This is a genomic window from Actinomycetota bacterium (assembly GCA_030650795.1).
GTDB lineage: Bacteria > Actinomycetota > Actinomycetes > S36-B12 > S36-B12 > UBA11398.
This window is the reverse complement of sequence record JAUSDJ010000017.1, coordinates 84,493-110,614: the sequence shown is the minus strand read 5'-3', so window position 1 is coordinate 110,614 and position 26,122 is coordinate 84,493. Positions and strand designations below refer to the sequence as shown.

The window sequence follows — 26,122 nt, the reverse complement described above, 5'->3', positions numbered from 1 at the left end:
AGCCCTAGATCACGCGGATTGTGACCGTGCTGCCCTTGGGTATCTGTGTTCCCGGTGCTGGTGTCTGTGAGTAAACGCGATTGAGTGGCGTGGCCTGGCCTGAGACCACATCGACCTTCAGGCCGAGCTTGGTCAAGGCCGCGATGGCGTCCTTGCGGCGCATGTCGATCAGCTTCGGAACAACGACTGGAGGTGGCCCGTCGGAGACGGTCAGTTCCGCTGTCGTGCCGGAATTCACAGTTGCTCCGACTGCCGGCTTCACTGACATCACACGGCCCTTGGCGACAGTTTCTGAATAGGTACGCGTCACGGAGGCGACCAAGCCGACAGACTTCAGCGCCGCTGTTGCACCCACCAGTTTCTTGCCGATGATGGACGGAACCTGAACCGGCTCGGCACCTTTTGAGACGAGCAACTCAACAGTGGTCTCTCGCTTGACCGCTGTGCCAGCGGCCGGGCGGGTGCCTGCCACTGTGCCAGCAGGTGCCGTGTTGTCAAAGACCGGAACCTGAGTGCCGACTTCGATGGGCAGAGCGCTGAGCGCAGCAGTGGCGACCTCAACGCTCATGCCATGTGTTGCCGGGATCGTGTAGCGCTCGGGGCCCTTCGAGACCGTTGCGGCAACTGCGCCGCCTTCGCGGATGTCGGAGCCAGCTTCGGGATCACTCGAAAGGATGATGTTCGCAGGAACGCTCTCACTGAATGCTTCATTGGCTGCATCAAGTGTCAGGCCGCTCTTGGTCAGACTGGCGCGCGCCTGGTCAAGGCTTTGGCCCACGATGTTCGGCGTCGGGATCTTGTGCCCGATTGCCGAGCTGAGCAGCACCCCTCCGAGTACGGCTATCGCCGTGGCGATCGCCAGCCCGATGAGCACCCAAGTGCGGCGGCTCAGATTGCGGCGACTGCCTTCTGACGCAGTGCTCGCGATGCCCGGGGGAATAGTCGGTGGAGCCCCGGCATTCAGGCGCGCATTCGTGCTGGCATCCACGACCAAGGTGGTGCGGGTGTCGGTGAATGGACGGGGATTGGGCAGCACGCTGCGAACGCGGCGCACATCGGACAGAAAATCCTGAGTGTTCTGGTATCGCTGCGAAGGTACGCGTCGGGTAGCGGTGATGACCAAAGCATCGACATCTGCGGGCAGCTCGGGTCTGATCGAGGACGGGCTCGGCACATCCTGATTGACATGTTGGTACGCGACCGACAAGGGACTTGTACCCGCATGCGGAACTTGGCCAGTAACCATCTCGAAGAGCAGAATTCCGGCGGCGTAGATATCTGATCGCTCATCGGCTTCACCACTTTCGACCTGCTCGGGGGAGAGATAGGCAACAGTGCCGATCAACACCCCTTGGGTCGCGCTGGTGTTGGAAGTCGATACTGCGCGCGCCAGCCCGAAATCGGCAACCTTGACTCGACCGTCATCTGAAACCAATACGTTTTCCGGCTTGATATCGCGATGGACAAAGCCTGCCGCGTGTGCGGCAGCGAGTCCTTCAAGAATCGGGTCGAGTAGCACGAGCGCCTGCTCAGCGGTGAGCGGGCCGAACTCGCGCAGGATGTCGCGAAGAGTGCGACCAGGCACGTACTCCATCGCGAGATAGACGAGCCCATCTGCTGCGCCTTGATCAAAAACGCCCACCACATGTGGGTGAGCAAGGCGGGCCGCGGCCCTGGCTTCACGCTGGAAGCGCGCTACGAAATCTGGATCCTCGGCGAGATGGCGATGCATCACTTTCAGCGCGACGACTCGATCCAGGCGCACATCGAGGGCCTCGTAGACGGTGGCCATGCCCCCTCGGGCCAGCCGAGCCTGCACCAAATAGCGCCCGTCGACCATTTGGCCGACGAGTGCATCGGGTTGCAGATCCATTTGCGCCAGTCTAGGTCGGCAGCGCAGTGTCGCTGGGCTGCCACACGCTGCCAAGGCTGGCCTTCAACAGCGCTTGAGCCCTCTCAATGCGACCGATGTCTCCTGTGATCTCAAGAACAGGAATCTCTGCTGCATGGTGGTGCACCCAGCGTTGCAAGAGCACATCTGCGCGATCACGGAATTCTGGTCCGTCGTGCTGTCCTGGCTCTGGAACCCAAGGAATATCTGGCCGGCACCACAGCACTGCGTCGTAGTCGCGTGCATATTCCAATGCTGTTTCGTACAGGCTCAGATCGTCGAAGTACAACTCTGAGTAGATGGCGATCATCAAGCATGCGGGATCGCACACAATGACGCTATTGAGGTGCGAATTGGCACTTTGCTGTTCGCGCTGACGTTGCTGTTGAAGAAGTGTGCTCTGTTCTTCACGCACCGGTGCTCGTTCATGCTGAACGACAAACTCTCGTAGGCTTTCGGAAACCAGCACTCCATGTACCGAAGCCGCCAGCGCCGTGGCCAGAGTGGTCTTCCCCGTGGATTCGCCGCCGATACAGGCGATACGAAGCTGACCTGGCACTGTGCGAGAGTAATGCGCATGTCACATCTCGGGTATGTAGGTGTGCTTGCCTTCATCTTGCTTGGCAGTGTCTGGTTGGAAATTGTCCTGCGTACAAGGGTGCTGCGGAGATGGCTGCGCTTGGCGATCGCATTGCTGCCAACCTTGGTTCTGTTTGTGTTGTGGGATTCCTATGCAATTGCACAAGGCCATTGGGACTTCAATGTCGACCGGATCATCGGCTGGCAGGTGATTGCTGGAGTTCCCATTGATGAAGTGCTCTTCTTCGTCATCGTCCCCCTTGCATCAATCCTCACCCTTGAGGCTGTGCGTGCAGTGCGTGGTTGGTCAGCTGGGGATGAGCGGTCGTGACCTACACCCAACTGGGGCTGCTGGCTATCGCGCTGACTCTTGTTTCTGATTTCTGGATTCTTCGTACGCGGCTGATAACGCGCGAAATCTTCTGGGTCTCATACTCGATCATCCTGGTGTTTCAACTCTTGACCAACGGTGCACTCACTGGATTTCGTATCGTGCGGTACTCAGGTGAGGCAATCGTCGGTTCAACTATTGCCAGCGACGTAGCGCCGCCATTCATCGGCGAGGGGCGACTGGTCTTTGCACCAATCGAGGATCTGATGTTCGGCTTCGCCCTTGTACTGCTCACTTTGTCGATGTGGATCTGGCTGGGGCGTAAGGGAATCCAGCGCCTTCCGACGGCTGGGCCACCGATGTGGCGCAAGAGCGACTAGAGCGCCGCAGTGGCTCCGGAGCCGAACTTGCGGCGAGCGCGTCTGGCAGCAATCCAGGCAGGTGCTGCAACCCGCATCCGGCGAACCCTGGACACCCGCGCTCGCGTGTCGAACACCTCGTAGTCGATGCGCTCGATCTCATCCACGATCCCGCAATAGAGCTCGCGTGCTGCAGCGATGCAGGGCTGTGCTGCAGGGTGAAGCATGGCGATGCCGATTTTGGATCGTTCCTCCAACTCGCGAACGCGCGCAATCTGAAAAGCCAAGGCCTGCTTGACTGGGGCGGTCGCTTTGCGCTGCTCAAGGTCCTTGCGCGAAACACCGAATTTGGCGAGCTCGTCGAGAGGCAAATAGACGCGTCCGCGGTCAAGGTCCTCATTCACATCTCGGATGAAATTTGCCAATTGAAAAGCCATCCCAAGATCCATTGCATATTCGTAGGCTTTGTCGCTGCTGGGCTCGAGGATGGGAACCACCTGCAGACCGATGACTGCTGCTGAGCCGTACACGTAGGTGCGCAGATCCGCATAGTTTGCGTACTCGGTGATCGTGAGGTCCATGGACATCGAGGTGAAGAAGGCCTCGAAGTGCGCACGCGGAATCTGCCACCTTTGTGCGGTGTCTATGACCGCGCTGATGATTGGCTCGGTTGACGAACCGCGATCAAGTTCGTTGAAGAATTGCGCGGCCCACTGTTCGAGCCACCGTTGCCGTTGAACGTCGGATCGTTGTTCGCTCAGATCGTCCACGATCTCATCGGCGTAGCGAGCAAGTCCATACAGCGCGTGAACGAAGGGTCTCTTGGCAGGCGGCAGCAGCAGAGTTGCGAGGTAATACGTCTTTCCGTGCTTGGCATTGAGCTCGCGGCACTGCTCATATGAATCACGCAGCGCAGGATCGATGATTCCCGCCGCGTCCAGTTCGCGGGAGCTCATGAGTGCGCGGGAGTGTTGACTCCGAGCACCAGGGCTCGTTCGCGAGGGCTGGCAAGGCTGATGATGGCAACAGTTGCGAGTGCGAGCAGGAAGGTGATGACATCTGTGACATCCCAGACGTTGTCTGCTGCTGTGCTGCTTTCGATCATGCCGTGAATGATCAACACGATGGTCACAATGATCATGATGCGGCGTTCGCGCAGATTGAGTCCGGAGGCTGCGAACAATGGCAGTGCCCACAGCACATACCAAGGGTGCACGACCGCGCCAAGCAAGACGACTGCTCCGAAGGCCAATGCGAGACCACGCAACGGAGTTCGTCGATCAGAAGTCACTAACAGCCAGATGACGGCGCCAAGGGATAGCACGGTGCCCAGAGTTCGGATGACCGCAATCACTCCATAGGCATCGCCGGTAATGCCTAAGACGGTGGTGATCCCACCGATGACTTGACCAATCGCGGTGGTGGGCGAGAGCCAGGTCAACACCCCACCAGGCGTGCCGAAAGCTGCGGACAAGACGCCATACCCTGCGCCAACAAACAGATACATGGCGACTATCACTGCCAGTGCTGCCAGTCCGGTCAGGATCCATGATTTGAATTTCCGTGCCCAATTCGCGCCCACGCCGGCGTACTGCAAACCAATGAATGGCAAGGCAATAAGCCCGATGGGTTTCACTGTTGCAGCCAGTCCAACGAGTGCGGCCGCCCACAGACACTGATTCCGTGTGCCTAGCCACACGGCCAAGACAGTCAATCCGACCATCAATGCGTCGTTATGCGCACCGGAGACGAAGTGCATGATGACCAGCGGGTTGAGCACTCCAACCCAGAGCGCCATCGCTCCGTCGACTCCATAGGCCTTGGCCAGTTTCGGCAGGAACACTGCGAGTAGGGCGAGTCCAATCAAGCTTGAGAAGCGCAGCAAGATTCCGGCGAGGTACGCGTTGGGGTGAGCGATGCTGGCGACCGTGCGTTCAATAAATAAGAACGCGGGGCCATATGGGGTGGGAGATTCGGTCCACATTGGATCTGCCCCAATGTCGAACCAGCCAGGCAGGCTGCCCACACCGACCGTTGTCGGATCTGAACCCGCTTCAAATAGACGCCCCTGTGCGTAATAGGAATAGACATCGCGACTGAACAAGGGCGGAGCAAGGAAAAGAGGCGCCGCCCACATCAATAGGACCCAGCGCAGTTGGCGCACCGGCCAGGCGCCGAAATGAAGGAGATCGGCGCCGATCAAGAGCCAGGATTGGAGAAGTACCGCCAGACCAACGAGCACCAGACTGCGGGCGATCATCGACCCCGAGGTCGAACTACGCATGGAGTCCACAATTGGCGAAGTCAGGAGTTCAGTCGTGCCTGGCAGCCAGCCCACGCCGAGAGCGCCAACGGCGACGCAAGTGGTGCCCAGCAGGCCGGGTAATCCGTGGCGGAGCACCAGATGGGAGGTTGGCAGGGAGATCGGCGAAGCGAGTTCGGTCATGGCTGCCCGCACTTTGCTGAATTACCCATAATGCGTTCTGCTGCGAGTTTCCCCGAGACCAAGACCATAGGCACGCCGACGCCTGGTCGCGTTCCTGAACCGGTGAAGACAATGTTCTGCCCCCACAGATTGCTCGGACGAAATGGGCCGGTCTGCAGGAAGGTGTGCGCCGATGCGAAGGGGGCGCCGCGCTCCATACCTCGATGCTGCCAGTCCAGTGGCGTTGTGATGTCCTCGACCTCGATATTTGCGGTGAAATCCCGGTAGCCCCTGGCCTCTAGCAGGCGGCAAAGTTCATCGCGATACTGCGGAGCCTGGACCTGCCAATCAATGTTCGCATCCAGATTGGGCGTTGGCACAAGGACGTAGTAGATCTCTTTGCCTTCGGGAGCAAGCGAGGAATCTGAATACGTCGGATTTGTAACCAAAAGGCTCGGGTCGCTCATCAACCGGCGTTCTTTGATGATGTCGTCGAACATTCCACGCCAGGCACGCCCAAAGTGGATGTTGTGGTGCGCGATTGATTCGTAGTGCGCGCTAGAGCCAGCAAGTAGTAGGAAGCATGAGGGCGAGTACTTCAGGCGGCGGATGGACCATGGCTCAACACCAAGGAGATTGCGAAACGCCACAGGGACATCAGGATTGAGCACCAACACATCAGCCGGGATGCGCTCGCCGTCGGTGGTGATGACTCCAGTCGCGCGATCACCTATGCGATCGACCTTTGCTACTTCAACGCCGTATCTGAACTTTACGCCGTGCGCCTCTGCGGCAGAGGCCATGGCCTCGGGGACTGCGTGCATGCCGCCCTTGGGCACAAATACGCCGGCGACTGAATCCATGTAGGCGATGACCGCATAGATCGCGAGTGCGTCGTAGGGCGAAAGCCCCGCGTACATCGATTGGAAGGAGAACACGCGCTGGGTTCTGGGGTCTTTCAGGTATTGCGCAACCTTTGGAGCGAGTCGGCGGAAACCGCCGATCGCGGCCAGGCGAGCGAGATTAGGGGTCAACAGATCAAGCGGGGAGTCGATATTGCGATCGATGAAGTCATGCATCTCGCAGCGATACAGCTCGGAGACAAAGTCGACGTATTTCCGGTAGCCGGCTGCTTCATCAGGCCCGATGACACTTGAGATCTCCTGGGCCATCCGCTCGGTGTCGGCGTAGACATCCAGCGCTGAACCATCGGGGTAGAAGGCTCGATAGAGGGTGTCCAGAGGCTCAAGGGTGAGCCACTGCGACATGTCCTCACCGATGGCGTTGAAGCAATCGGCAATCAGATGGGGCATGGTCAATACCGTTGGACCAGTATCAAACTCGTACGCGCCGTCCGCGGTTTGCTCCGTCAATCGCCCAGCTCGGCCTCCGGGAAGGAGCTCGCGTTCAAGGACCGTCACTGATCGCCCGCCACCCACGAGATGCATCGCGGCACTGAGGCCGCCCAATCCGGCACCCACAATCACGATTTCGTCCGTTGGTCCCTGGACCTGACGCATTGGTGCGAGCGGATTGATCTTCAACTCAATTGGCCCGCCGGGTAGCTGCATCCACCAGAGTGATCAGCGCCCTTCGGCCTTCATCCGAGATAGCCGACTGCGCTATGGCTGCCAGTGCGGCATTGGTACCGGCTGAAATCAACGCTTCTGTCGCATCCAGGGCGCCGGTTACCTCGAGAATCTGTCGAAGCTGCTCGATTTCAGCAATACCAAGAAGGTGGTTCCCCAAATGCTCGTGCAGGATGGCCGACTGCTGAGCATTGGCGCGCTCAAATGCCAAGGCAATCATCATCGTGCGCTTGCCCTCGCGAAGATCATCACCAGCAGGCTTGCCAGTTTCGACCGGGTCTCCAAAGACTCCGAGCACGTCATCTCGGAGTTGGAAGGCCTCACCCAAGGCGAGTCCGAATTCTGTGTATGACGCGAAGGTTTCTGGTGTGGCATCGGCCAAAGCGGCACCCAGATGCAATGGCCGCTCGATGGTGTACTTCGCCGACTTGAAGCGAACAACGGTTCGAGCGCGTTGCAAGGACGCCTCGGCGCGGCCCTGCTCAATCAGATCCAAGTACTGGCCGGCCATCAGTTCAGTGCGCATGACATCAAAGATCGGCTTGGCTCGCAGAATTGTCGCTGCGGGCAATCCGGAGTCGAAGAGCAACTGATCGGCCCACGCGAGGCAGAGATCGCCGAGCAGAATCGCTGCTCCGGTGCCAAACATTTCTGAGCTACCCGTGCGCTGTTCGTTCTTGTGCTCACTTTGAAAACTGCGATGGGCTGCTGGCAGCCCGCGACGAGTATCGGAGCCGTCCATCACGTCGTCGTGAATCAACGCGCATGCCTGGAGAAATTCAAGAGAACTTGCGGCGCGAAGCATTTGCTCATCGAGAGAGGCGAGATCTTCAGGTTTTGCTACTGCCCGCCAGCCCCAGTAGCAAAAGGCAGGTCGTAGCCGCTTTCCTCCACGCATGAGGGCGGTGAGTGCATTCATCATCGAATCCAGATCGGGACTGATCTCGATGAGAATTGACCGCTCCTGCGCCAGCAGCTGATCAACGTTCAATTGAATGCTTTCGCGAAATCGCGAAGGATCCCAAGATTGATCCCTGATCGGCTGCATGATGACTGAGCCTAAAGGTTTGCATCCAGGACGCCCCTTAGGCTTAGCGCCATGAGCCACGCAGCCAATAGCGCCAATTTGGCTGAAGTCCTCACTACGGGTGGACGATCCTTCTCTTTCGAGCTCTTTCCCCCGAAAACCGATGAGGGCGAGAGAGCCCTGTGGCAGGCGGTGCGGGAGTTGGAGCGCCTGCGCCCCACGTTCGTGTCGGTCACGTATGGCGCTGGCGGCTCAACTCGCGATCGCACTGTGCGCATTACCGAGGAAATCGCCGAGCAGACCACCTTGATGCCGGTAGGCCACCTCACGTGTGTGTCCTCCAGCCGCGACGAGATCCGCGAGGTGATTGCTGAGTACGCAGCAGCTGGGGTGCGCACGATTTTGGCTCTTCGAGGTGATCCGCCAGGCGGCCCTACAGCTCCTTGGGTTCCGCATCCCGATGGCATTGAACATGCTGACGAGTTGGTCTCCCTTATCAAGAGTCTGGGCGACTTCACCGTGGGAGTTGCTGCCTTTCCAGATGGTCACCCTTCATCGGTAGATCTCGAAGTCGATGCGCGCGTGCTTGCCGCCAAGCAGGATGCGGGTGCTGAATTCGCGATCACGCAATTCTTCTTCCGTGCGCGCGACTACTTCGATCTGGTTGAGCGTGCGCGCACGCATGGCTGCACGATCCCCATCATTCCTGGCCTGATGCCGGTGACCAACGTCGCGCAGATCTCCAGATTCGCTGAATTGTCGGGGGCCGCCTTTCCAACCGAACTGCTTGGCCGCTTCGAAGTGGTCAAGGATGACGAGGATGCCGTTCGCGAACTCGGCGTGGAGATCGCCACTTCGCTGTGTGATGAACTCCTCAGCCAAGGGGCTCCCGGACTTCACTTCTACACGCTGAACAGATCCACCTCAACAGCTCGCGTTTACGAATCTCTGGGCCTGGGTGCCCGGTAGTCGCTGATGACGCTGGAGACCCTCGCCCCAGCGTTACTCGTTGGGGCTTCAATCGTTCTCGTTTCGATCCTTGGCGTGCGATTTGCCGGCCGGCTCGGCGTGCCTGGTCTGCTCCTCTACTTGGGCTTGGGTTTGTTCCTTGGCACTTTTTTCCAGGAACTGAGTTTCAACGACGCTGAGTTGGGCGTGATCTTGGGCTATGTCGCCCTGATCTTAATCCTTGCGCAAGGCGGCCTTACCACGCGGGTGAGTGAGTTGCGCCCTGTGCTCTGGCCTGCTCTTGCTCTGGCTTCGGTGGGAGTCTTGGTCAGCATCGTTGTCGTCGCGATTCCGCTGATCTTCCTCATGAAGATGGACACTCAAAACGCCTTGCTGCTTGCTACCGTCCTTGCGGCCACGGATGCGGCCGCCGTCTTCTCTGTGCTGAGAAAACTCAAGCTCTCGCCGCGCTTGCGCACTCTGCTTGAAGGTGAGGCCGGTTTCAATGACGCCCCTGTAGTGGTCTTGGTCAGCGTCATCGCCAGTGGCTCCTTCGGTACCGACCCATGGTGGTCGATCGCGCTGCTGATCTTGGTGGAGCTCGTAGGAGGCGCTGCGATTGGAATCCTTGGCGGCTTTGCCGCACGTTGGCTCTTGCCACGACTTGCTCTGCCATCTGTTGGCCTGTACCCGATCGCGGCGATGGCTCTGCTCATTGGCACCTATGCGGCTGCAGCCGTCCTGCACACCTCAGGCTTCATGGCTGTCTATGTGGCAGCGGTGTTGATGGGGTCAGCTACGCGGTTGCCGCACCGCCGCTCGATCATTGGCTTTGCCGACGGCCTTGGCTGGATCTCGGAGATCGGACTGTTCGTCATGCTTGGATTGCTCGCTGATATTCATCGACTTCCGGCAGCGATCGGTATCGCAGCCGTCGCAGGGGTGGTGTCAGTTCTTCTTGCTCGGCCACTTGCCGCGTTCGTTTCGCTGACGCCATTTGGGTGGGGCATCAAGGAACGAATATTCGTTGGCGTAGCTGGACTTCGTGGAGCAGTGCCGATCGTGTTCGCGGCGATTCCGTTGGGGCTGGCCGTCAATGGATCCGAGACTGTCTTCGATGCGACCTTGATCGTGGTGCTCGCTCTGTTGATCTTGCAGACTCCATTCTTACCGTCGATTGCTCGAAGACTTGGGTTGAGCCTGCCTGACGAAACTGCCGAGCTTGAAGTCGAAAATGCACCTCTGGATGCAATGAATGCGGTAGTTCTCGCGATGGATATTCAAGCTGAGTCTGGACTCGTGGGAATCTTCCTCAGCGAACTGGGCTTGCCTCGGGGCGCTGTGGTGTCACTCATCGTTCGCGATAACGAGCCCATTCCGATTGACGCGAACTCGCGACTGCGAGCGCGTGATCACATCTTGGTGGTGTGTCCAGGCTCTGTTCGGATCACCACTGAAGAGCGACTGCGGATCTTGTCCAAGGACGGGCGTCTTGCAACGTGGGTGCACGACCCGATCGAAGTGCAGCGCCCAGTGACCAAGCCCTCGTGGCCGAGAATCCTGCTCAATCGAATTGAAGCTAGCGTCTTACGCGACCAATAGTCTCAGCCACCATCTCTGCACCCATACCTACGAGCGGAAGTCCGCCGCCTGGATGCGCTGAACCTCCGACGAGATAAAGACCAGGTATCGGGGAAGAGTTGGCTGGCCTTCTGAAAGTCGACATTGCTCCGCGGCTGGCCATGCCGTAGATGGATCCGCCCGGCGCTGCCGTGTCGTGCTCAAGATCGGCCGGGGTTTGGATCTGCTGCCAGAGAACTCGATTGCGCACATCGGTTCCGCGCGCAGCGAGCTCAGCCAAGACCTGATTGCCGTAGTCGGCAGCAAGGCCAGGAATCGACCAATCCATCGCCCCTGCTTCGGCGCTTGTGCTGTGCCGTGGTGCGTTCACAAGGATGAACCAGGATTCGTGATTTGCATCAGGACGCATGAGCGGATCATCAGGAACGCACGCATAGATCGTTGGTGCACTGACGAGATGTGGATGCGATGAGAAGAGTTGATCAAATTCAGCAGTGGGATCCGGTCCGAACCACACATTGTGATGTGCGAGACCAGCGCTGCGACCGCGCAGCGCGAGCAGCATCACGAATCCGGAAAATGAAGGTCTCTGCTTGGCCAAGAGGCGACGCACGCGCGAAGTGAGTGGGCTCTTGGGCAGGAGCGATGCATACAGATGCGCGGCATCAGTATCAGAGATGACGATGTCTGCGTTCAACTCCTCGCCATCGTCAAGCAATACGCCTCCGATTGATTCATTGCGCAACTCAATGGACGCCACGCGAGCGCTGGTGCGAATCTCAACTCCCCGCTCACGGGCACGCTCGCCCAGCACCGTGGCCAAGTTTCCAACGCCTCCGCCAATGTGCCAGAGCCCGAAGGTCTGTTCAATGAAGGGGATTGTGGCGAGCGCTGCCGGAGCCTGCCGAGGGTCGCTACCGCTGTAGGTGGCATAGCGATCGAGCAGGGTGACCAGGCGCGAGTCGCTGAAGTTGCGCTTGCCGAGTGTGTGCAGGGAGCTGAGTGGAGCAATCGTTCGAACATCGCTGAAGCTGCGCGTCAGTCGTGCCGCGCTTCGCCACCCGTCGAGTGGCGATTGCAGCACCGGTGCACGGGTGAGCTGCCACATCTCGCCAGCTCGGCGCATCAGTGAAAGCCATTCGGATCCCGCTGCTTCGCCAAGAGCATCGCCTATTGCACTTGCTGCTCGACCAACGCCAACGCCGGGCATCATCAACTGGGTTCCATCAGCGAATCGATAGAAGAATCCCGGTTCAACTTCTTGCAGATCAACAGAGTCCTCAAGTGCGGCGCCGGTCTTGAGAAATAGGTCGCGATACACCGCAGGAAGAGTGAAGAGCGAAGGTCCGGTGTCGAATGCAAAACCTTCGTGGTGAAGGGTGTGCAGTTTTCCACCAATGCGCGCGCCTTGCTCCAAGATGAGAACTTCGTGGCCCTTGACAGCGGCTCGTGCAGCCACCGCGAGCCCACCGACTCCAGCGCCGATGACGATGATCCGACTCATCAGACTGTGCGTCCCTTCCAGCTGTTCACACCGAGCTGATGACGTCTCCAGGAGAGTGCATTGATGGCGATGAAGGCTCCGACAGAGGCCGGTTGCATTGCACTGTCTGGCCAGATGCGAGTGCTCATGCGTCGAGCCACGAGGGCTCGACTGACCACCCCGGCCGCATAGCCAAGGGCCCCGACTGCCCGCACGCGTTTGGAGCGCGCGCCTATGGCTGCAAGCGGAGGGGCGATGAAGGCAACAAACAACAAGGAGGTGACACCAATCGAACCGATTGGACCGCCAAAAGCTGCCCATAAAGATTTGGCATAGCCATTGGCGGTCTGTTCTGCGCTGACGTACATCTCGCAACTCGCAATGGCCGAACCGTCCATGGTGCAAGTCGTCCAGCCGGCTTTCTTGAAAGCCCGCATCAGCGCGACATCCTCAATGACTTCAGCGCAGACCGAGTTATGGCCATTGACTGAGCGATAGGCGTCGGCATCGATCACCAGGAATTGTCCGTTGGCTGCGGCGAGTGATGTTCGTCCGGACTGCTCGGACCACCCAAGTGGAAGCAACGCGCACCAAGACCAACTCAGGAGGGGCTGCGTCAAATGTCCAAGCCAGTTGCTCGTGAGTTGCCTGGGGTAGGGCGACACCATCGCAAAATTCTGCGCACGCATCGCTCGCACGCTTGCGCGAACGGCATCAGCGGATAGTTCGACGTCGGCGTCGATGTAAACGAACACGGACCCCTGCGCTATTTCGGCCAGCTGAGCGCAGGCCCACGGCTTTCCGAGCCACCCCGCGGGCGGCTCCTTCGGATTGGGTACAAGCCGAAGCCGAGGGTCGTGAACTGCGTTGACGATTTTGGCGGTGTCATCAGTAGAGAAGTCATCGAGAACAAGGACTTCCATATTTGGAACGCCAGCCTGTGCGAGTGCGCTTGCCACTGATTTGCCGATCGCCACTGCTTCATCTCTCGCCGGAATGAGCACGCTGACGAATTCGTCGAGTGGCGGAACCTGTGGATTGGGCTTACGGAGTTTGGACAGGTTGAAAGCAGTGTGCGCAGCTATTGCACAAGCCAATAGCGTTCCGACGGTGGTGACTCGCCGCATCACCATTGCGGCTGGCTCCAACTGCGCCACCACCAAGGAATGATGATTGCTCCCATCACTATGCCGCCCCAGAGAGCCACGCCAACGCGGTCAAAGAACACGAGTGCGGCAATCACATTGGAGACGTAGATCCAACTCAGCATCGCCGCCGGAACTCCGTCCTTGGCGACGCGACGTGGAAGCCGATCGAGCAACCAGATCAGCAGGAATGCCGTCAGCAGCCAACCAAGAAAGTTCTGAAGCGGAATGCCGTCAATGCCTGGCAGGTACCAGCCGATGCTGCTCCAGGACCAGTAGCCCTCGCTGACCATTTGTGGATCCAGGAACAGATCCCATGCGGCGAATAGCACTCCACCAATCAAGGCGGTGGTGAGCGGATCAGCGGCTAAGCGCTGGGCGGCAAGCAAGCACGGGTATGCCATGGCCGCCCACGCCAAGGCAATGAGCAGCGGAACTCCGAAGAGGGCGGGACCAAGTGCGGTGCCATATGAGTACGAACCAAATGGGAACTGACTGCGAACTCCAAGGAGTTCAACGAGGTAGCTCAGTCCGACGGCAATGCCAAGAAACTGTGCAGTCCACACCATTCGCCGTGACTGAAGTGCGTGACTCACGCTGGCTCCGAAAAATGCAAGAACGGAAACGATCGTGACTGCAGTTCGCAGGCCGTCGCTGGTGAGTACCCACAGAATTTGCGCGACGATTCCCAGCGCAAGAAATACCCAAGGAACGTATGGAACCCAAGGCGGCAGATTGCCTCCGCGATCCGCGTGGCGTCCGGTGTAGATGCGCACGCTCATGGCGCGAAGTCTACGGCTGGCGCACGTGGCCTGGTGCTCGACTAAATCCCGTCTGCTCCACGTGTGGTGTCAGCCCAGGCCTGCCATTCAGCCAATCTCCGTTCGTAGGCGCTCGTTGCAAGTGCCAGTGCTGGGCTTGAAAGCAGCAGCCGCAATGGCGGCTCGTCGGCATCGACAACCGCGAAGATTGCGGCGTTGGTTGCCTCAGCCGGTGGAGTCACTCGACGGGCAGCAGTGCGCGCCTCGCGGAAGGAGTCATAAGGCGGCAGAGCAACTGAGTGTGCAGCAGAGTCGCCGCTCCAGTCAGTGGCAAACCCGGCTGGCTCGATGATCGTGACCTTGATCCCGAAGCCAGCGACTTCCTGCGACAGCGACTCGCTCATCGCTTCCAGAGCCCACTTGGAAGCGTTGTACATTCCGATCCCTGCGAAGGCGGCAACACCACCGACACTTGAAATCTGCACGATGTGCCCGGCACCTTGCTCGCGCATGATCGGGATCGCCGCCTGAGTGATCCAGAGGGCGCCAAAGAAGTTGGTTTCCAACTGAGCGCGGACCTCGTCTTCTGAGATCTCCTCGACGTGGCCGAAGTGTCCGTAGCCTGCGTTGTTCACTACGACGTCGAGGCGTTCGAAGTATTCATGAGCCTGCTGCACTGCGGCGAAGTCTGCCTCGCGATCAGTGACATCAAGGTGAAGTGGGAGAAAGGCATCGCCATATTTCGCGGCAATGTCAGCAAGGCTGGACACATCGCGAGCAGTGCCGGCGACTCGATCACCGCGCTTCAAGGCTGCGATGGCCCAAGACCGGCCAAAGCCACGCGATACGCCGGTGATGAACCACACCTTGCTCATGAGTTGTCCTTCTGTAGATTTATCGGACCGTACTGACCAAGGACCGTACCGACCATGGAGTCCACCATGACAACCGTTTCACTCACCGCAGACAACTTTGAGCAGAAGGCCATCACTGCGGGAATCACCATCGTCGACTTCTGGGCGGAGTGGTGCGGACCATGCCGCAATTTCGCACCGATATTCGAGGCTGCGTCGGAAGTGCACTCCGACATCACCTTTGGCAAGGTGGATACCGAGGCGGAGCAGGAACTTTCATCAAGTGCCCAGATCAGCAGCATTCCAACGCTGATGGTGTTTCGCGACGGCATCTTGATCTATCGCGAGGCGGGAGCACTGCCAGCTGCGCAGTTCGAGGAGCTCATCGCCTCGGTGCGCGCACTCGATATGAATCAGGTGCGCGAGCAGGTTGCAACGCAGGTTGAAGGCGGCATTGAGATGCTGACCGCTCGTGACTTCATGCAGCGCGTCATTCAAACAGGCGCGGTGCTGTTGGATGTCCGTACTCCTGCTGAATATGCAGCCGGGCATGTGGCCGGAGCGCGGTTGATCGATGTGCAAGAGCCAGATTTCGGCATGAACGTGGCCAGTTTGGATCCCTCGGTCGCGTATGCGATCTATTGCCGGGCCGGAGTGCGCGCAACTGTTGCGGCAGAACAAATGCAGATTGCCGGCTTCCCGCAATTGATCGTCCTCACTCCAGGCGGCTTCGCCGATCTTGCCGATCTCGGAGTTCCGACCGAGTAGTCGCGGCTTTGCCCACCCTGTGCAGACCTTGGTGGCAGGCTGTACTGATGTTGACCCTGGACAGGTTTCACAGCGCCATCTCGCAGTACTCCTTTCAATTTGGAGAACTGCTGCACGCATCGCAATTGCAGTCGACCGTGCTCTCGTGCCCGGGATGGACGATGGCTGATCTGACCCAGCATTTATCTGGCACTCAACGATGGTCAACTGCAATCGTGCGCTCTGGCATGCGCGGAGACCACCCTGTTGGACCTTCGGATCGAGCTGGCCTTGAGCAGTGGTTCAGCGATGGTGCAAGCCAACTAGTTGCGACTTTGCGCCAGACACCTCCCGAGCAGCCAGCCTGGAATTTCGGACCAGACCCACGTCAAGCCTCGTTCTGGTCACGTCGTGCGGCGCATGAAGTTGCTGTCCATTTATGGGATGCCATGAATGCCCAAGGCCGGGTATTTGAGATTGATCCGGAACTGGCAGCCGATGGGATCGATGAGGTGTGCACGGTGTTCGTGTACATGAAGCTGCGCCATGGCAGCCTGCCCGATTGGACTCCGGTGCTGAATCTTGTTCCCACGGATGTAGCCGATGGCGCATGGCAACTCAAGGCACCGAATCGGCCGACAGATGATGAGCCTCAGGTGACCCTTCGAGGCTCGGCCCATGATCTCCTGCTCGCGCTATGGGGTCGCCAGGGTCTTGAGGGAATTGACATTGAGGGCGATCCCGAGCTCGCGCAGGCCTTGCTTGACTCGGGAATCACCCCGTAACTGTGTGCTGCCCGCAGTGGGATTGACGGCTGTCAGGGGGCCGGGCTAACCTGCCTCCTGTTCGAACATATGTTCGAATGCTCTTGGGGTTCAGGATTCGCGGCTTGGCCTCCGAGGGGACTTACTCGCATCGTCGGGCTCGATTCGACCCCGAGTTCGGCGATGCGAGAAGTCAGGGGCAGCTGCCCCGGGTCGAAGGGTCGTTTGTCCGCCCCGACCAAGGAGATTTCGATGACTGCACTGCTTGATTCCCCCCGTTCAATTGCGCTGCCTCCTGCCACCTATGAATTGATCGCCGCCTCCCGGCGCAGCCTCACCGAGGCCATGGTGGCTGGCTGTGCCGCTGATCGCTATGCGGCCGCCCATCTTGCAGCGCTGCGCGCCGCCGCTGCAGTGCTTGCGGCCCGCGGTAGACGCAAGGCGCGCAGCAGAGTGCGCAGTGTGTGGCTGGTGCTGCCCGAAGTTGCAGTTGAGTTCACGGAGTGGGCCGGCTTCTTTGCTGCTGGTGCTCGCAAGCGCACCCTGGCTGAGGCTGGCGTGCCCTGTGTCACTGCACGTGAAGCCGATGATTTGGTCCGCGAGGCCGAAAGTTTTGTCGAGCGCGTGGTGACCTGCCTCGGGGTAGCACACCAGCCCACCCTTCCCACGGGCTTCTGCGGCACTGACGATGAAACGGTGCATACGGCCGACTGATCCCAACAGTCGGTAAGCAACGGCTGCCCGTGCCTCCAAACCGGCAGCCGTTGCTCGATCTTCCATTGCAATGCACCAGGAGCCCCATGATTTTCTGCATATTGGCCACCCGGCCTGGCCTTCCCCTCTCATCAATACGGCAACAATGGTCCGCGTGAGCCGCAATCAAGTCCGACGCTCAACCGGGCTCTCCGGTGTGGGTGAAGATGACTCAGGCTGCACGATCTTGCACGTCGACATGGATGCCTTCTTTGCACTCGTTGAGTTGCGCTCCCGACCCGAACTGCGCGGCAAGCCAGTGATTGTCGGCGGTGGTGGCAATCGCGGGGTTGTCTTGTCGGCGACCTATGAGGCGCGCGCCATGGGCGTGCATTCAGCCATGCCAATGAGCAGGGCTCGCCGACTTGCGCCGAGCGCCGTGATCCTGCCTCCGCATCACTCGCATTACTCAGAGGTCAGCGCATCGATCATGGCCTTGTTCGCTTCGGTCACTCCGATCGTTGAGCCATTGAGTCTTGACGAAGCCTTCCTCGACATCAGCGGAAGCCTGCGAAGCATGGGCCGCCCTCGCCAGATCGCCGAATCAATTCGTGCGCGCATCAGTGACGAGCAAGGGATCACATGCTCGGTCGGCATTGCCTCGACCAAATTTGTCGCCAAGCTCGCATCAACGCGAGCCAAGCCCGATGGCCTGATGGTCGTTCCTGCCGATGAAGTACTCGCGTTCTTGCATCCATTGCCAGTCAATGCATTGTGGGGAGTGGGGGAGCGCACTGAAGAACAACTCACCCGACTTGGGCTGCGCACTGTTGGCGATATTGCGCACACCCCGCTGGCCACCTTGCAACGAGCCCTCGGCAATGCGGCCGGTTCGCATTTGCATGAGCTGTCCTGGGGCCGCGATCCGCGCACCGTCACTGCGCATGTTCCTGATCGAAGCATTGGAGCAGAGGTGACCTTCGTTGAAGATCTTGAAGATGTCTCAGCAGTCAATGCGCATCTCCTTGGCCTCAGCGATCAAGTGGGCAGTCGATTGCGCGCTTCTGGTCGGGTGGCACGCACCGTGCATTTGAAGGTGCGATTCTCAGATTTCAATACGATCACTCGATCCAAGACTCTGCGCGAATCCACTGACGTCACCCAAGAGATCTACGAAGTCATCCGGCAGTTATTCACAGCTCTTGGTGCCAGCCGTGCGCGCGTGCGACTTGTTGGAGTGCGCGTTGATGGCCTCAGTGAAACTCAAGGCTCAGCACAGCAGCTGATGCTCGGTGAGCCAGAACGTGGACGACGCGATGCCGAAGTTGCCGTAGATCAATTGCGTGCGCGATTTGGCCCCACGGCTGTACGACCTGGCCGCTTGATTGATCCCGCTGCCGATTAGTGCCGGTCAATAGCAAATACACACGCAATGTGGTCCTATGGAGCATGCCTGATGCTTCCAAACGTGAGCGCGGCACACCTGTGGGTCGCCGAGTGGTGCTCGGCATGGTCGGACTTGGCGCTGTAGGTATTGCCGCAGGCAGATGGATTTCGGGAGGCATCAGCAACGTCGTGAGTTCCACGGTGCCGGCTCTGGCTTCGGTCATTCCAGCAGCTGGCGGCTTTCGGATCTATACCGTCACCGATGGCTATCCCAGTTACGAGCGCGCGAAGTATCGCCTGACGATCACCGGCCTCGTCGAGCGGCCGCTGAGCCTGAGCCTCAATGATCTGGCCGCGATGCCGCAGACCGGGTTGACCAAGGATTTCCAGTGTGTCACTGGCTGGCGAGTGGAAAGCGTGCCGTGGTCGGGAGTGCTGCTGCGCGATGTGCTCGATGCAGCCGGTGTGAAGAGTGGTGCAGCAGCAGTCAGCTTCACTTCCTTTGACGGCAGCTACTCCGAGTCACTCACTCTCGAACAAGCGATGAACGACCAAGTGCTCGTGGCAACATCGATGTACGGCGAACCTTTGGAAACCCAGCACGGAGCGCCAGTTCGGCTCTATGTCGTGCCGATGTATGGCTATAAGTCGATCAAGTGGCTCGATGGCATTGCGGTGACGGACAAGGTTGACCCGGGCTACTGGGAACAGCGCGGGTACGACGTTGACGCCTATATCGGCGCATCCAATGGCGGCACAGAAGATCCCAATGTTTGATGCCAAGCGCGCCGAGGGTGAGTTGATGATCAAGCGATTCAGCACCGCAGAACGATGGGCACATCGATCAATCGCCATCCTCACGATCATCTTGCTGATCACTGCAGCGCTGCTGTACATCCCTGATTTTGCCGCCATCTTCGGCAACCGTCAGATCGTCCGCGTGATACACGAAGCCGCCGGATTCGCGCTGCCAATCCCGATTCTGCTGGCATTGTTCTCGCGGGCTTTCCGCGCTGACACTTCACGCCTGAATCGCTTCAAGCCCTCAGATTGGCAATGGCTGCGAAGTCGCTCGCGAAGGCTTGGCGCGATTCCCGTTGGCAAGTTCAATGCCGGCCAGAAACTCAACGCAGCATTTTCCCTTGGCGCGATCATCCTCATGTTCGCTACGGGTTTCATGATGTTCTTCAGCAGTCATTTCAGTGACCTCCTGCGCACTGGAGCCACCTTCGTACACGACTGGTTGGCCCTGGCCGTCTTCGTGGTGGTGCTGGGTCACATCTATATGGCCTTCAACGATGCCACTGCGCGGGCCGGAATGCGCACCGGCTCGGTGCCACTGACCTGGGCTGTTCGCGAACACCGCGAATGGGCGATGGAAGAGTCAGCTTCGGTGATTCCGACCAGACTGGCAGAGCCGGAATGACCGATTTTCGCAAGTTCGTCGTCCGGTGGCGCAGTCGCATTTATGCTCGTCAGAACGGCTCAGGCAACGCAAGTCGGGCCACACTCGCGAGCCAATGAGTGGCCTGGGTTCCGATTTCTGGGGGTAGCACCTACTCTTAGGTGACAAGCGAAGGAAGGGGGTCCTGCAATGCCGCTATCGGAGCATGAGCAGCGACTACTCGAGCAGATGGAGCGAGCGCTCTATGCAGAAGACCCCAAGTTCGCTACCAGCCTGCGTTCAAGTTCGATGGCACGGGCCTCCAGAGGCCGAGCCGCCCTCGGCGTATTGATTGTTTTCGCGGGCATTGGCTTGCTGGTCACCAGCATGGCCCTGCAGGCCACCCCTCTTGGGATCCTCGGTTTTGCGGTGATGTTGGTGGGCGCTGTGCTCGTCTACACCGCCTTCCAGCGTCCGCGCGGAACTCAAGAGAGCGCCGAAGGCGCACAAGCCAGCGCCAAGTCCACTCCGGCAAAGACCTCATTCATGGATCGCGTCGAGGGTCGCTGGCGCAAGCGCCAGGGCGACGAGTAGTTCACTGCGTTCCCGCCGGTGCGCTCACCGGTGGAGGGATATGGCAGGTGCGAGGCGCGGGTCTATTCGCGAACCGATCCGCGATCCAGCGCACAGCCTCAGGGCCGATGGTCTCTGCTGTGAGTTGATGCGAGACCTCTCCGACCCAGATTGTGCTGATGGTCGATCCGGCTTCACACCATTGTTGTTGCAGCAGCGCGTTTGGCCACGCCAGCACGACCTGATCAGCAGTGCTCTGGCCAATGAGCACTGGCATTGATGCTGGCAAAGGTGCGGGCGTCTGCTCCTGACTCATGGTCTTCCAGTCCGCATTCTGGCTTGGGTTCTCGGCAAAGAAGGTCTGGCCTAGGGCGTGTCTGGCAAGGAGCTGAACCATCAGCGTCTTGCTCTGGATGCATTCCTGTGCCAGCTCGGCGGCGCTATCGATGCCCTGCTGCGTGATGACACCTTCGAGCGGCAGCGAAGCATTGACAGCCGTCCATGATTGGACGACCTCTGGGCCGATGCCCCAACCAACAGTGGTGTACCACTGTGCGCCCATGATCTGACTGAGTTCGGCAGCCGGCGCAGCTGCCGCGACGCCGAGAAGTGTCAGTTCGGGTGCAAGCGCCGGGGCAAGATGCCCAGACCACAGGGAGCTGTGTCCACCTTGGGAGTGCCCCCAGACGACGTATCGATTGCTCGCTTGGGTGCCAACCAGCTTGCGAACTGCGCGAACTGAATTGACCACATCTCGCACTTCGGCGTGCGCCACCAGGTACAGATTCGGTCCGGGTGTGCCAAGGCCCGCGTAATCGGTGGCGGCCACGATCCAGCCGAACTGCATCATCTGATCAAGCCAGTTGGCGGTGTCCCCGAGCGGGGTTGCCGATCGCGAGGGCGCGCAGGCCGCACCCTGACCCAGGGTGCCATGTGCCCAGGCGACGATGGGCCTGCCTCCGGGAGGCGCTGGCGCGGTGGACACAAACACCATGCCGCTGGACACCGCCGCCGTTCCGTCCGGACGCTGGGTTGAGTACAGGATCCGGTAGCTCTTGGCCCCTGGAACCGATACGCCGAGAGGCTCGCTTCGGATCAAGGTGCCCGGGGCTTGCGGGATCAGGGCTGGTGGCTGGTAGAAGGGCGCCAGTGACTCCTGCCGGTCGTCGGCTGTGCGCACTTGAACACCGACGTAGGCGATCCCGAGTAGGGCCGCGCTCAGCAGGATTGCGCCGAAGACGAGCAGCGCTTGCTTCATCTGACCCCCGGCTCGACAGCCCTCGGAGTATAGGTCTGTGCTGCTCGAATCCGAGTGGGGCAGACGCCCAAAACGCCTGCCCAAAATGGTTGACGGTGGAGGAAAGTGGAGTACAGTGGCGCCACTTGGAGGTGCTGGGCATACCAGTGGGACTCATGGGGCAGTTGTGATTCATGAGACGAGGGGAGGTGGGGCATGTTTCTCGGTACCCACGCGCCCCGCCTTGATGACAAAGCCCGTCTCGTCCTGCCAGCCAAGTTTCGTGAGGGATTTGCCGATGGTCTGGTGATGGCCAAAGGCCAGGATCGTTCGATCGTGGTGTGGCCAGCAGCCGAATTCGCCGCCCACGCTGACCGACTCAATGAGGCCTCACGGTCGGATGCCAAGGTGCGCGCCTATCTCCGGGTGCTGTTCTCGGGCGCCTTTGATGATGTGCCCGATAAGCAGGGCCGCGTTACCGTGCCAGCCGCATTGCGCGAGTACGCCGGACTTGACCGCGAAGTTGTGGTGGTGGGAAACGGCACGACGGTTGAGATCTGGGACGCACAGGCCTGGGAGAACTACCTCAATAGCCAAGAAGACGCCTACTCGGACATCAGCGAGGAGGTTGTGCCGGGAATTCTCTAATGCACGCGGTGAGGCCTCCTCCCGCTGCTCGCTGCTTCCTGGCGCACTTCCCCGGTGCCAGGCAATTGCCGAGAAGCGGGCGGGGACCTGATCTCGTGACCACTCCTTTAACCGCGAACGTGCCTAGCACGAAAGGAAGCCATGACGACGCCAACGAGCACCATCAACGACTCGGTCAACGACCAAGCCGTTCGTCATGGTGCGCGCGCTCTTGGCCTATTGATCGTTGCAGGGAGCCTGACCGCAGTCACGCTGACCGCAATCTCGGCACTGGTCTCGGAGTTCAGTTCATGAGTGTCCACGTTCCGGTGATGCGAGAGCTCGTCTTTGCTCTGCTGGCGCCAGCGATCATCGAACCGGGCGCGACCCTCGTTGATGCCACGCTTGGGCTTGGCGGTCATGCCGAGTTTGCGCTTTCAACATTTCCTGACTTGCAGGTCATCGGTTTGGATCGAGATCTGGACGCTTTGAATCACTCGCGACAACGGCTGGCTCCGTTCGGCGATCGCGTGCGCTTTGTTCATGCGGTCTACGACGAACTTCCGTCGGTACTCCAAGAAGCAGGACTCTCGAGAATTCAGGGAGTCCTGTTTGATCTGGGCGTCTCGTCGATGCAACTGGACGAGCGCGATCGCGGCTTCTCGTACTCGCAGGATGCGCCGCTGGACATGCGAATGGATCAATCACAAGAGCTGACCGCTGCTGAGGTTGTGAACACCTATTCATCTCAGGATCTTGCGAGAATCATCAGCCAGTATGGAGAAGAGCGATTCGCCAAGCGCATCGCCGATCGCATCGTTGCAGCTCGAGCGACCGAACCCTTTGACAACTCTGCGCGCCTGGTCGATCTGGTTCGCGAGGCCATCCCTGCTGCCACTCGTCGCACTGGTGGCAACCCTGCCAAGCGGACTTTTCAAGCATTGCGCATCGAAGTCAACGGCGAACTTGACGCACTGCACGGCGCGATACCGGCAGCCATCGAGGCACTGGCGGTTGGCGGTCGCATCGTTGTGATGTCCTACCAGTCACTTGAAGATCGCTTCGTCAAGCGGGTACTCGCCGATCAGACTCAACTCAAAGTCCCGCATGGCCTGCCTGTTGTGCCAAAGGAGCACCAGCCGAAGCTGCGACTGATCACTCGCGGCGCAGAAACTGCATCAGTTGAAGAGCTTGAGAGCAATCCTCGGGCAGCCTCTGCCCGAGTGCGCGGCGCAGAGCGGGTGGCGGCATGAGTACACGTTCACCGCGTGAAGTGGCCGGCAAGATGATTCATGGGGCAGTGGCTGGCGCGACGGCTCTGGCAGTCGAAGCGACCGAGTACGCAACCCGAGGTGCTCATGCTCGCAGCGAGAATGAGAATCGCCCCAATCTGAAACTGGTATCGCCACTGCGGCAGGTAAAGGCCAGCCGCGGAACCTTCGCATTGATCGTCAGCGCGCTGCTCATCGGAGGGCTTGGGGCGATGCTGCTGATCAATACCCAACTGGCTCAGGGCTCATTTGCTGTCAGCTCCTTGCAGCAACAGTTGGGCAACCTGACTGAGCAAGAGGCCGTCCTCAACGAAGAGGTGTCAGCAGCAGCAGCACCAGAGGCCTTGGCAAGCAGGGCTCGTGGGCTGGGCATGGTGGCCAGTCGCACCCCAGTCTTCTTGAGCGTTCCTGATGGCAAGGTGCTCGGCAAGCCGCAGCCTGCTCCGGGAACTCCGGTCAGGGCCGCAGCCAACATCGGCACTGATGATTCGATCACCAGCACTGACTTAGGCCTACCTGCCGTCCCTGGCCCGAACTATGACCCTGCGCAAGCAGATGCGGCAGCCGCTGCGAAGGCCAAGCCCGGCAATGCGGGGGAGGATTCGCTCTGGCGGGAAGTCCCTGTGCAGGTCGGCAGTGTCGGTTCCAGCGACGCGGATCTCGTGGCTGTACCGGTGCGGTAAGCCAGATGACTCAACTGGCGCCACCGCGTGCCGCGCGCGCATCTATGCCACCAAATGACCCCCGCACCGGCAAGAACCATCCTGGTAGGCGCGGCATGATTCTGTTAATCATCGCGACCATGGCCTTTTCGATCTTTGCTTTGCGCCTCGTCGATCTTCAGGTAATCAAGGGACCTGAGCTGGCATCGGAAGCTCTGAATCAGCGACTGCGCACTACCGAACTTCCAGCAACGCGCGGCAGCATTCTTGATACGCATGGGGCACCGCTTGCGGTCACAGTAGAGGCTCGCAATGTCACGGCTGATCAAACTCTGGTGACTGATCCAGTTGCTGTTGGTGCTGCGCTCGGACCCATCCTTGGGGTGGAGCCAAGCGTGCTCTCGATTCGTCTCACAGGTACCCGTCGCCACATGTACATCGCCAAAGATCTTTCTCCCAAGATCTGGAAGCAGATTGAAGCCCTCCGGTTGCCGGGCATCTTCAGTGAGCAAACCTCGCGACGCATCTACCCAGGCAACAGCCTGGCGGCGAATGTTGTCGGATTTGTCGGTGCCGATGGCAAGGGCCTGGGCGGACTTGAGTACGGCATGCAGGACCTCTTGGCCGGCAAAGCAGGCACCATGACATACGAACGCGGTGCAGGCGGACGCGTGATCACCACGAGTGATGTCTCTGGAAGCGATGCAACACAGGGCTCCGATGTTCAGCTCACCATCGATCGTGACATTCAACTGATTGCCCAGAACCAGATCGTCAAGCAGGTCAAGGCATCGCGTTCAGACAGCGGCACGGTGATCGTGATGGATCCTCGTAGCGGTCGCATTCTTGCCATGGCAACCGCGCCTACCTTCGATTCCAACATGGCTGCGGCTGCGCCTGATGCTGTGCGTGGCAATCGTGCGCTGTCCGATGTGTATGAGCCTGGCTCGACAAGCAAGGTGATGACGATGGCGGCCATCGTGGATCAAGGAGCCGCAAATGCTGGCTCGGCCTTCACCATCCCGGGTCAACTGAAGCGAGGGGACAAGCTCTTCCATGATGACGTGGCACACGGCATCTGGCACCTGACTCTGGCCGGCATCTTGGCCAAGTCGAGCAACATCGGCACCATCATCGCTGCCGAGCGCATCGGTGGACGCAAGTTGTACAAGTACCTCAAGGCTTTTGGAATCGGTGAACCAACCGGCATCAACTTCCCAGGTGAGAGCGATGGCAAAGTGCCGGCCTACCGCGATTGGTCCCCAACCTCCTTCCCAACAATCGCGTTCGGGCAGGGTTTGAGTGTGAACGCTGTTCAAGCAGCTAGCGTCTTCTCGACCATTGCCAATGATGGTCTTCGCGTTGCCCCTCAGTTGGTGCAAGCAGTGGTGTCACCTGACGGCACCGTGACCCCACCTCCTGCGCCCAAGACGACGCAGGTGGTGAAGGCGGCAACTGCCAAGCAGATTCGCGCAATGCTGGAGGGCGTGGTCGGCAAGGGAGGCACCGCGCCACTGGCTGCGATTCCGGGATATCGGGTTGGTGGCAAGACTGGCACCGCGCAGTATGTGGATCCAAGGTGTGGTTGCTATAACGGTGGCGTGGTGGCCTCATTCATCGGCATGGCCCCGGCCGACAATCCTCAACTTGTCGTGTCTGTCAGCCTGATCAATCCACGCGTCGGAAGATTCGGTGGTCAGCTCGCGGCACCTGTATTCCGTCGCGTCATGACTTACGCACTCCAGGTGCGCCACATTCCACCGACGGGGACTACTGCACCCCGACTACTGCTGACTGCAGGATGA

At 59.6% G+C, this 26,122-nt stretch carries 27 protein-coding genes and 1 pseudogene; 17 read left to right on the top strand and 11 right to left on the bottom strand.

Annotation, left to right across the window (positions count from 1 at the left end):
• Positions 1–4: 4 nt before the first annotated feature.
• Together pknB and Q7L55_04330 are read right to left on the bottom strand one after the other, a co-directional pair.
• Positions 5–1,873, bottom strand: a complete 1,869-nt coding sequence (pknB, locus tag Q7L55_04335; GenBank protein MDO8731786.1) for a Stk1 family PASTA domain-containing Ser/Thr kinase — start codon at positions 1,871–1,873, stop codon at positions 5–7.
• A 10-nt stretch (positions 1,874–1,883) separates the two neighbouring features.
• Positions 1,884–2,450 (bottom strand): ATP-binding protein, encoded by a 567-nt coding sequence (locus Q7L55_04330; GenBank protein ID MDO8731785.1) that lies wholly within the window; start codon positions 2,448–2,450, stop codon positions 1,884–1,886.
• An 18-nt stretch (positions 2,451–2,468) separates the two neighbouring features.
• Between Q7L55_04330 and Q7L55_04325 the strand changes: the two genes are divergently transcribed.
• A complete protein-coding gene (locus Q7L55_04325; GenBank protein MDO8731784.1) occupies positions 2,469–2,801 on the top strand; it encodes a lycopene cyclase domain-containing protein in 333 nt (110 codons plus the stop codon).
• Positions 2,798–3,181: a lycopene cyclase domain-containing protein gene (locus tag Q7L55_04320; protein MDO8731783.1), complete on the top strand. Its 384-nt coding sequence runs from the start codon at positions 2,798–2,800 to the stop codon at positions 3,179–3,181. Before Q7L55_04325 ends, Q7L55_04320 begins: the two co-directional genes overlap by 4 nt.
• Here Q7L55_04320 and Q7L55_04315 read toward each other — a convergent pair.
• The 4 genes from Q7L55_04315 to Q7L55_04300 are packed head-to-tail and all read right to left on the bottom strand — an operon-like array spanning position 3,178 to position 8,222.
• Entirely contained in the window at positions 3,178–4,116 is a 939-nt protein-coding gene (locus tag Q7L55_04315) for a phytoene/squalene synthase family protein (GenBank protein MDO8731782.1), read from the bottom strand. The genes Q7L55_04320 and Q7L55_04315 overlap by 4 nt on opposite strands.
• Positions 4,113–5,606 carry a polyprenol phosphomannose-dependent alpha 1,6 mannosyltransferase MptB gene (mptB, locus tag Q7L55_04310; GenBank protein MDO8731781.1) on the bottom strand — a complete coding sequence of 498 codons (1,494 nt, stop codon included), beginning with the start codon at positions 5,604–5,606 and terminating at the stop codon, positions 4,113–4,115. The genes Q7L55_04315 and mptB overlap by 4 nt, the downstream gene beginning before the upstream one ends.
• Positions 5,603–7,156, bottom strand: a complete 1,554-nt coding sequence (crtI, locus tag Q7L55_04305; GenBank protein ID MDO8731780.1) for a phytoene desaturase family protein — start codon at positions 7,154–7,156, stop codon at positions 5,603–5,605. The genes mptB and crtI (Q7L55_04305) overlap by 4 nt, the downstream gene beginning before the upstream one ends.
• A complete protein-coding gene (locus Q7L55_04300; GenBank protein MDO8731779.1) occupies positions 7,131–8,222 on the bottom strand; it encodes a polyprenyl synthetase family protein in 1,092 nt (363 codons plus the stop codon). The genes crtI (Q7L55_04305) and Q7L55_04300 overlap by 26 nt, the downstream gene beginning before the upstream one ends.
• Positions 8,223–8,273: 51 nt before the next feature.
• Here Q7L55_04300 and metF point away from each other — a divergent pair, with 51 nt between their 5' ends.
• Positions 8,274–9,170 (top strand): methylenetetrahydrofolate reductase [NAD(P)H], encoded by an 897-nt coding sequence (metF, locus tag Q7L55_04295; GenBank protein ID MDO8731778.1) that lies wholly within the window; start codon positions 8,274–8,276, stop codon positions 9,168–9,170.
• 6 nt (positions 9,171–9,176) lie between these two features.
• The gene (locus Q7L55_04290) at positions 9,177–10,751 is read left to right on the top strand and encodes a potassium/proton antiporter (protein ID MDO8731777.1); all 1,575 of its coding nucleotides are present in this window, start codon (positions 9,177–9,179) and stop codon (positions 10,749–10,751) included.
• Here the strand turns inward: Q7L55_04290 and crtI (Q7L55_04285) are convergent.
• Genes crtI (Q7L55_04285) through Q7L55_04270 form a run of 4 tightly spaced genes read right to left on the bottom strand, consistent with a single transcriptional unit; the run spans position 10,729 to position 14,994 of the window.
• Positions 10,729–12,234: a phytoene desaturase family protein gene (gene crtI, locus Q7L55_04285; protein ID MDO8731776.1), complete on the bottom strand. Its 1,506-nt coding sequence runs from the start codon at positions 12,232–12,234 to the stop codon at positions 10,729–10,731. The genes Q7L55_04290 and crtI (Q7L55_04285) overlap by 23 nt on opposite strands.
• A complete protein-coding gene (locus tag Q7L55_04280) occupies positions 12,234–13,373 on the bottom strand; it encodes a glycosyltransferase (GenBank protein MDO8731775.1) in 1,140 nt (379 codons plus the stop codon). The genes crtI (Q7L55_04285) and Q7L55_04280 overlap by 1 nt, the downstream gene beginning before the upstream one ends.
• Complete coding sequence (locus Q7L55_04275; protein ID MDO8731774.1) at positions 13,340–14,140, bottom strand: carotenoid biosynthesis protein; 801 nt, start codon at positions 14,138–14,140, stop codon at positions 13,340–13,342. The genes Q7L55_04280 and Q7L55_04275 overlap by 34 nt, the downstream gene beginning before the upstream one ends.
• 41 nt (positions 14,141–14,181) lie before the next feature.
• Positions 14,182–14,994 carry an SDR family NAD(P)-dependent oxidoreductase gene (locus tag Q7L55_04270; protein MDO8731773.1) on the bottom strand — a complete coding sequence of 271 codons (813 nt, stop codon included), beginning with the start codon at positions 14,992–14,994 and terminating at the stop codon, positions 14,182–14,184.
• A 66-nt stretch (positions 14,995–15,060) separates the two neighbouring features.
• Here Q7L55_04270 and trxA point away from each other — a divergent pair.
• The 8 genes and pseudogenes from trxA (at position 15,061) to Q7L55_04230 (ending at position 20,541) form a co-directional block, all read left to right on the top strand.
• A pseudogene (trxA, locus tag Q7L55_04265) lies at positions 15,061–15,414 on the top strand (thioredoxin).
• Between the two features lie 39 nt (positions 15,415–15,453).
• Positions 15,454–15,741, top strand: coding sequence for a rhodanese-like domain-containing protein (locus Q7L55_04260; GenBank protein MDO8731772.1), 288 nt, complete (start codon positions 15,454–15,456; stop codon positions 15,739–15,741).
• Positions 15,742–15,788: 47 nt separating this feature from the next.
• Positions 15,789–16,505: a maleylpyruvate isomerase family mycothiol-dependent enzyme gene (locus tag Q7L55_04255; GenBank protein MDO8731771.1), complete on the top strand. Its 717-nt coding sequence runs from the start codon at positions 15,789–15,791 to the stop codon at positions 16,503–16,505.
• Positions 16,506–16,736: 231 nt separating this feature from the next.
• Positions 16,737–17,198, top strand: a complete 462-nt coding sequence (locus Q7L55_04250; GenBank protein MDO8731770.1) for an SAV_6107 family HEPN domain-containing protein — start codon at positions 16,737–16,739, stop codon at positions 17,196–17,198.
• A gap of 154 nt (positions 17,199–17,352) precedes the next feature.
• Positions 17,353–18,582, top strand: coding sequence for a DNA polymerase IV (locus tag Q7L55_04245; protein ID MDO8731769.1), 1,230 nt, complete (start codon positions 17,353–17,355; stop codon positions 18,580–18,582).
• 44 nt (positions 18,583–18,626) lie between these two features.
• Positions 18,627–19,340 carry a molybdopterin-dependent oxidoreductase gene (locus Q7L55_04240; protein MDO8731768.1) on the top strand — a complete coding sequence of 238 codons (714 nt, stop codon included), beginning with the start codon at positions 18,627–18,629 and terminating at the stop codon, positions 19,338–19,340.
• The gene (locus Q7L55_04235; GenBank protein MDO8731767.1) at positions 19,312–19,989 is read left to right on the top strand and encodes a cytochrome b/b6 domain-containing protein; all 678 of its coding nucleotides are present in this window, start codon (positions 19,312–19,314) and stop codon (positions 19,987–19,989) included. The genes Q7L55_04240 and Q7L55_04235 overlap by 29 nt, the downstream gene beginning before the upstream one ends.
• Positions 19,990–20,157: 168 nt before the next feature.
• On the top strand, positions 20,158–20,541 hold the full coding sequence (locus Q7L55_04230) for a DUF3040 domain-containing protein (GenBank protein ID MDO8731766.1): 384 nt from the start codon (positions 20,158–20,160) through the stop codon (positions 20,539–20,541).
• Position 20,542: 1 nt separating this feature from the next.
• Here Q7L55_04230 and Q7L55_04225 read toward each other — a convergent pair whose 3' ends face one another.
• Positions 20,543–21,778 (bottom strand): lipase family protein, encoded by a 1,236-nt coding sequence (locus tag Q7L55_04225; GenBank protein ID MDO8731765.1) that lies wholly within the window; start codon positions 21,776–21,778, stop codon positions 20,543–20,545.
• 195 nt (positions 21,779–21,973) lie between these two features.
• Between Q7L55_04225 and mraZ the strand changes: the two genes are divergently transcribed.
• From mraZ to Q7L55_04200, 5 genes are all read left to right on the top strand, one after another.
• On the top strand, positions 21,974–22,405 hold the full coding sequence (gene mraZ / locus Q7L55_04220) for a division/cell wall cluster transcriptional repressor MraZ (protein MDO8731764.1): 432 nt from the start codon (positions 21,974–21,976) through the stop codon (positions 22,403–22,405).
• 141 nt (positions 22,406–22,546) lie between these two features.
• Positions 22,547–22,699 (top strand): hypothetical protein, encoded by a 153-nt coding sequence (locus tag Q7L55_04215; GenBank protein ID MDO8731763.1) that lies wholly within the window; start codon positions 22,547–22,549, stop codon positions 22,697–22,699.
• Positions 22,696–23,637 carry a 16S rRNA (cytosine(1402)-N(4))-methyltransferase RsmH gene (gene rsmH, locus Q7L55_04210; GenBank protein ID MDO8731762.1) on the top strand — a complete coding sequence of 314 codons (942 nt, stop codon included), beginning with the start codon at positions 22,696–22,698 and terminating at the stop codon, positions 23,635–23,637. The genes Q7L55_04215 and rsmH overlap by 4 nt, the downstream gene beginning before the upstream one ends.
• On the top strand, positions 23,634–24,338 hold the full coding sequence (locus Q7L55_04205) for a hypothetical protein (GenBank protein MDO8731761.1): 705 nt from the start codon (positions 23,634–23,636) through the stop codon (positions 24,336–24,338). The genes rsmH and Q7L55_04205 overlap by 4 nt, the downstream gene beginning before the upstream one ends.
• A 95-nt stretch (positions 24,339–24,433) precedes the next feature.
• Complete coding sequence (locus Q7L55_04200; GenBank protein MDO8731760.1) at positions 24,434–26,122, top strand: penicillin-binding protein 2; 1,689 nt, start codon at positions 24,434–24,436, stop codon at positions 26,120–26,122.

What these genes read in the sequence shown, in the direction of transcription:
- Q7L55_04255 (MDO8731771.1), top strand. Translation starts at nt 15,789, where the DNA reads ATGTTGACCCTGGACAGGTTTCACAGCGCCATCTCGCAGTACTCCTTT.
- Q7L55_04230 (MDO8731766.1), top strand. Translation starts at nt 20,158, where the DNA reads ATGCCGCTATCGGAGCATGAGCAGCGACTACTCGAGCAGATGGAGCGA.
- Q7L55_04240 (MDO8731768.1), top strand. Translation starts at nt 18,627, where the DNA reads ATGCCTGATGCTTCCAAACGTGAGCGCGGCACACCTGTGGGTCGCCGA.
- Q7L55_04235 (MDO8731767.1), top strand. Translation starts at nt 19,312, where the DNA reads ATGGCGGCACAGAAGATCCCAATGTTTGATGCCAAGCGCGCCGAGGGT.
- metF (MDO8731778.1), top strand. Translation starts at nt 8,274, where the DNA reads ATGAGCCACGCAGCCAATAGCGCCAATTTGGCTGAAGTCCTCACTACG.
- Q7L55_04215 (MDO8731763.1), top strand. Translation starts at nt 22,547, where the DNA reads ATGACGACGCCAACGAGCACCATCAACGACTCGGTCAACGACCAAGCC.
- Q7L55_04325 (MDO8731784.1), top strand. Translation starts at nt 2,469, where the DNA reads ATGTCACATCTCGGGTATGTAGGTGTGCTTGCCTTCATCTTGCTTGGC.
- pknB (MDO8731786.1), bottom strand. Translation starts at nt 1,873, where the DNA reads ATGGATCTGCAACCCGATGCACTCGTCGGCCAAATGGTCGACGGGCGC.
- Q7L55_04200 (MDO8731760.1), top strand. Translation starts at nt 24,434, where the DNA reads ATGATTCTGTTAATCATCGCGACCATGGCCTTTTCGATCTTTGCTTTG.
- Q7L55_04250 (MDO8731770.1), top strand. Translation starts at nt 16,737, where the DNA reads ATGACTGCACTGCTTGATTCCCCCCGTTCAATTGCGCTGCCTCCTGCC.
- crtI (MDO8731776.1), bottom strand. Translation starts at nt 12,234, where the DNA reads ATGAGTCGGATCATCGTCATCGGCGCTGGAGTCGGTGGGCTCGCGGTG.
- Q7L55_04225 (MDO8731765.1), bottom strand. Translation starts at nt 21,778, where the DNA reads ATGAAGCAAGCGCTGCTCGTCTTCGGCGCAATCCTGCTGAGCGCGGCC.
- Q7L55_04290 (MDO8731777.1), top strand. Translation starts at nt 9,177, where the DNA reads ATGACGCTGGAGACCCTCGCCCCAGCGTTACTCGTTGGGGCTTCAATC.
- Q7L55_04270 (MDO8731773.1), bottom strand. Translation starts at nt 14,994, where the DNA reads ATGAGCAAGGTGTGGTTCATCACCGGCGTATCGCGTGGCTTTGGCCGG.
- rsmH (MDO8731762.1), top strand. Translation starts at nt 22,696, where the DNA reads ATGAGTGTCCACGTTCCGGTGATGCGAGAGCTCGTCTTTGCTCTGCTG.
- mptB (MDO8731781.1), bottom strand. Translation starts at nt 5,606, where the DNA reads ATGACCGAACTCGCTTCGCCGATCTCCCTGCCAACCTCCCATCTGGTG.
- Q7L55_04300 (MDO8731779.1), bottom strand. Translation starts at nt 8,222, where the DNA reads ATGCAGCCGATCAGGGATCAATCTTGGGATCCTTCGCGATTTCGCGAA.
- Q7L55_04275 (MDO8731774.1), bottom strand. Translation starts at nt 14,140, where the DNA reads ATGAGCGTGCGCATCTACACCGGACGCCACGCGGATCGCGGAGGCAAT.
- crtI (MDO8731780.1), bottom strand. Translation starts at nt 7,156, where the DNA reads ATGCAGCTACCCGGCGGGCCAATTGAGTTGAAGATCAATCCGCTCGCA.
- mraZ (MDO8731764.1), top strand. Translation starts at nt 21,974, where the DNA reads ATGTTTCTCGGTACCCACGCGCCCCGCCTTGATGACAAAGCCCGTCTC.
- Q7L55_04260 (MDO8731772.1), top strand. Translation starts at nt 15,454, where the DNA reads ATGCAGCGCGTCATTCAAACAGGCGCGGTGCTGTTGGATGTCCGTACT.
- Q7L55_04315 (MDO8731782.1), bottom strand. Translation starts at nt 4,116, where the DNA reads ATGAGCTCCCGCGAACTGGACGCGGCGGGAATCATCGATCCTGCGCTG.
- Q7L55_04205 (MDO8731761.1), top strand. Translation starts at nt 23,634, where the DNA reads ATGAGTACACGTTCACCGCGTGAAGTGGCCGGCAAGATGATTCATGGG.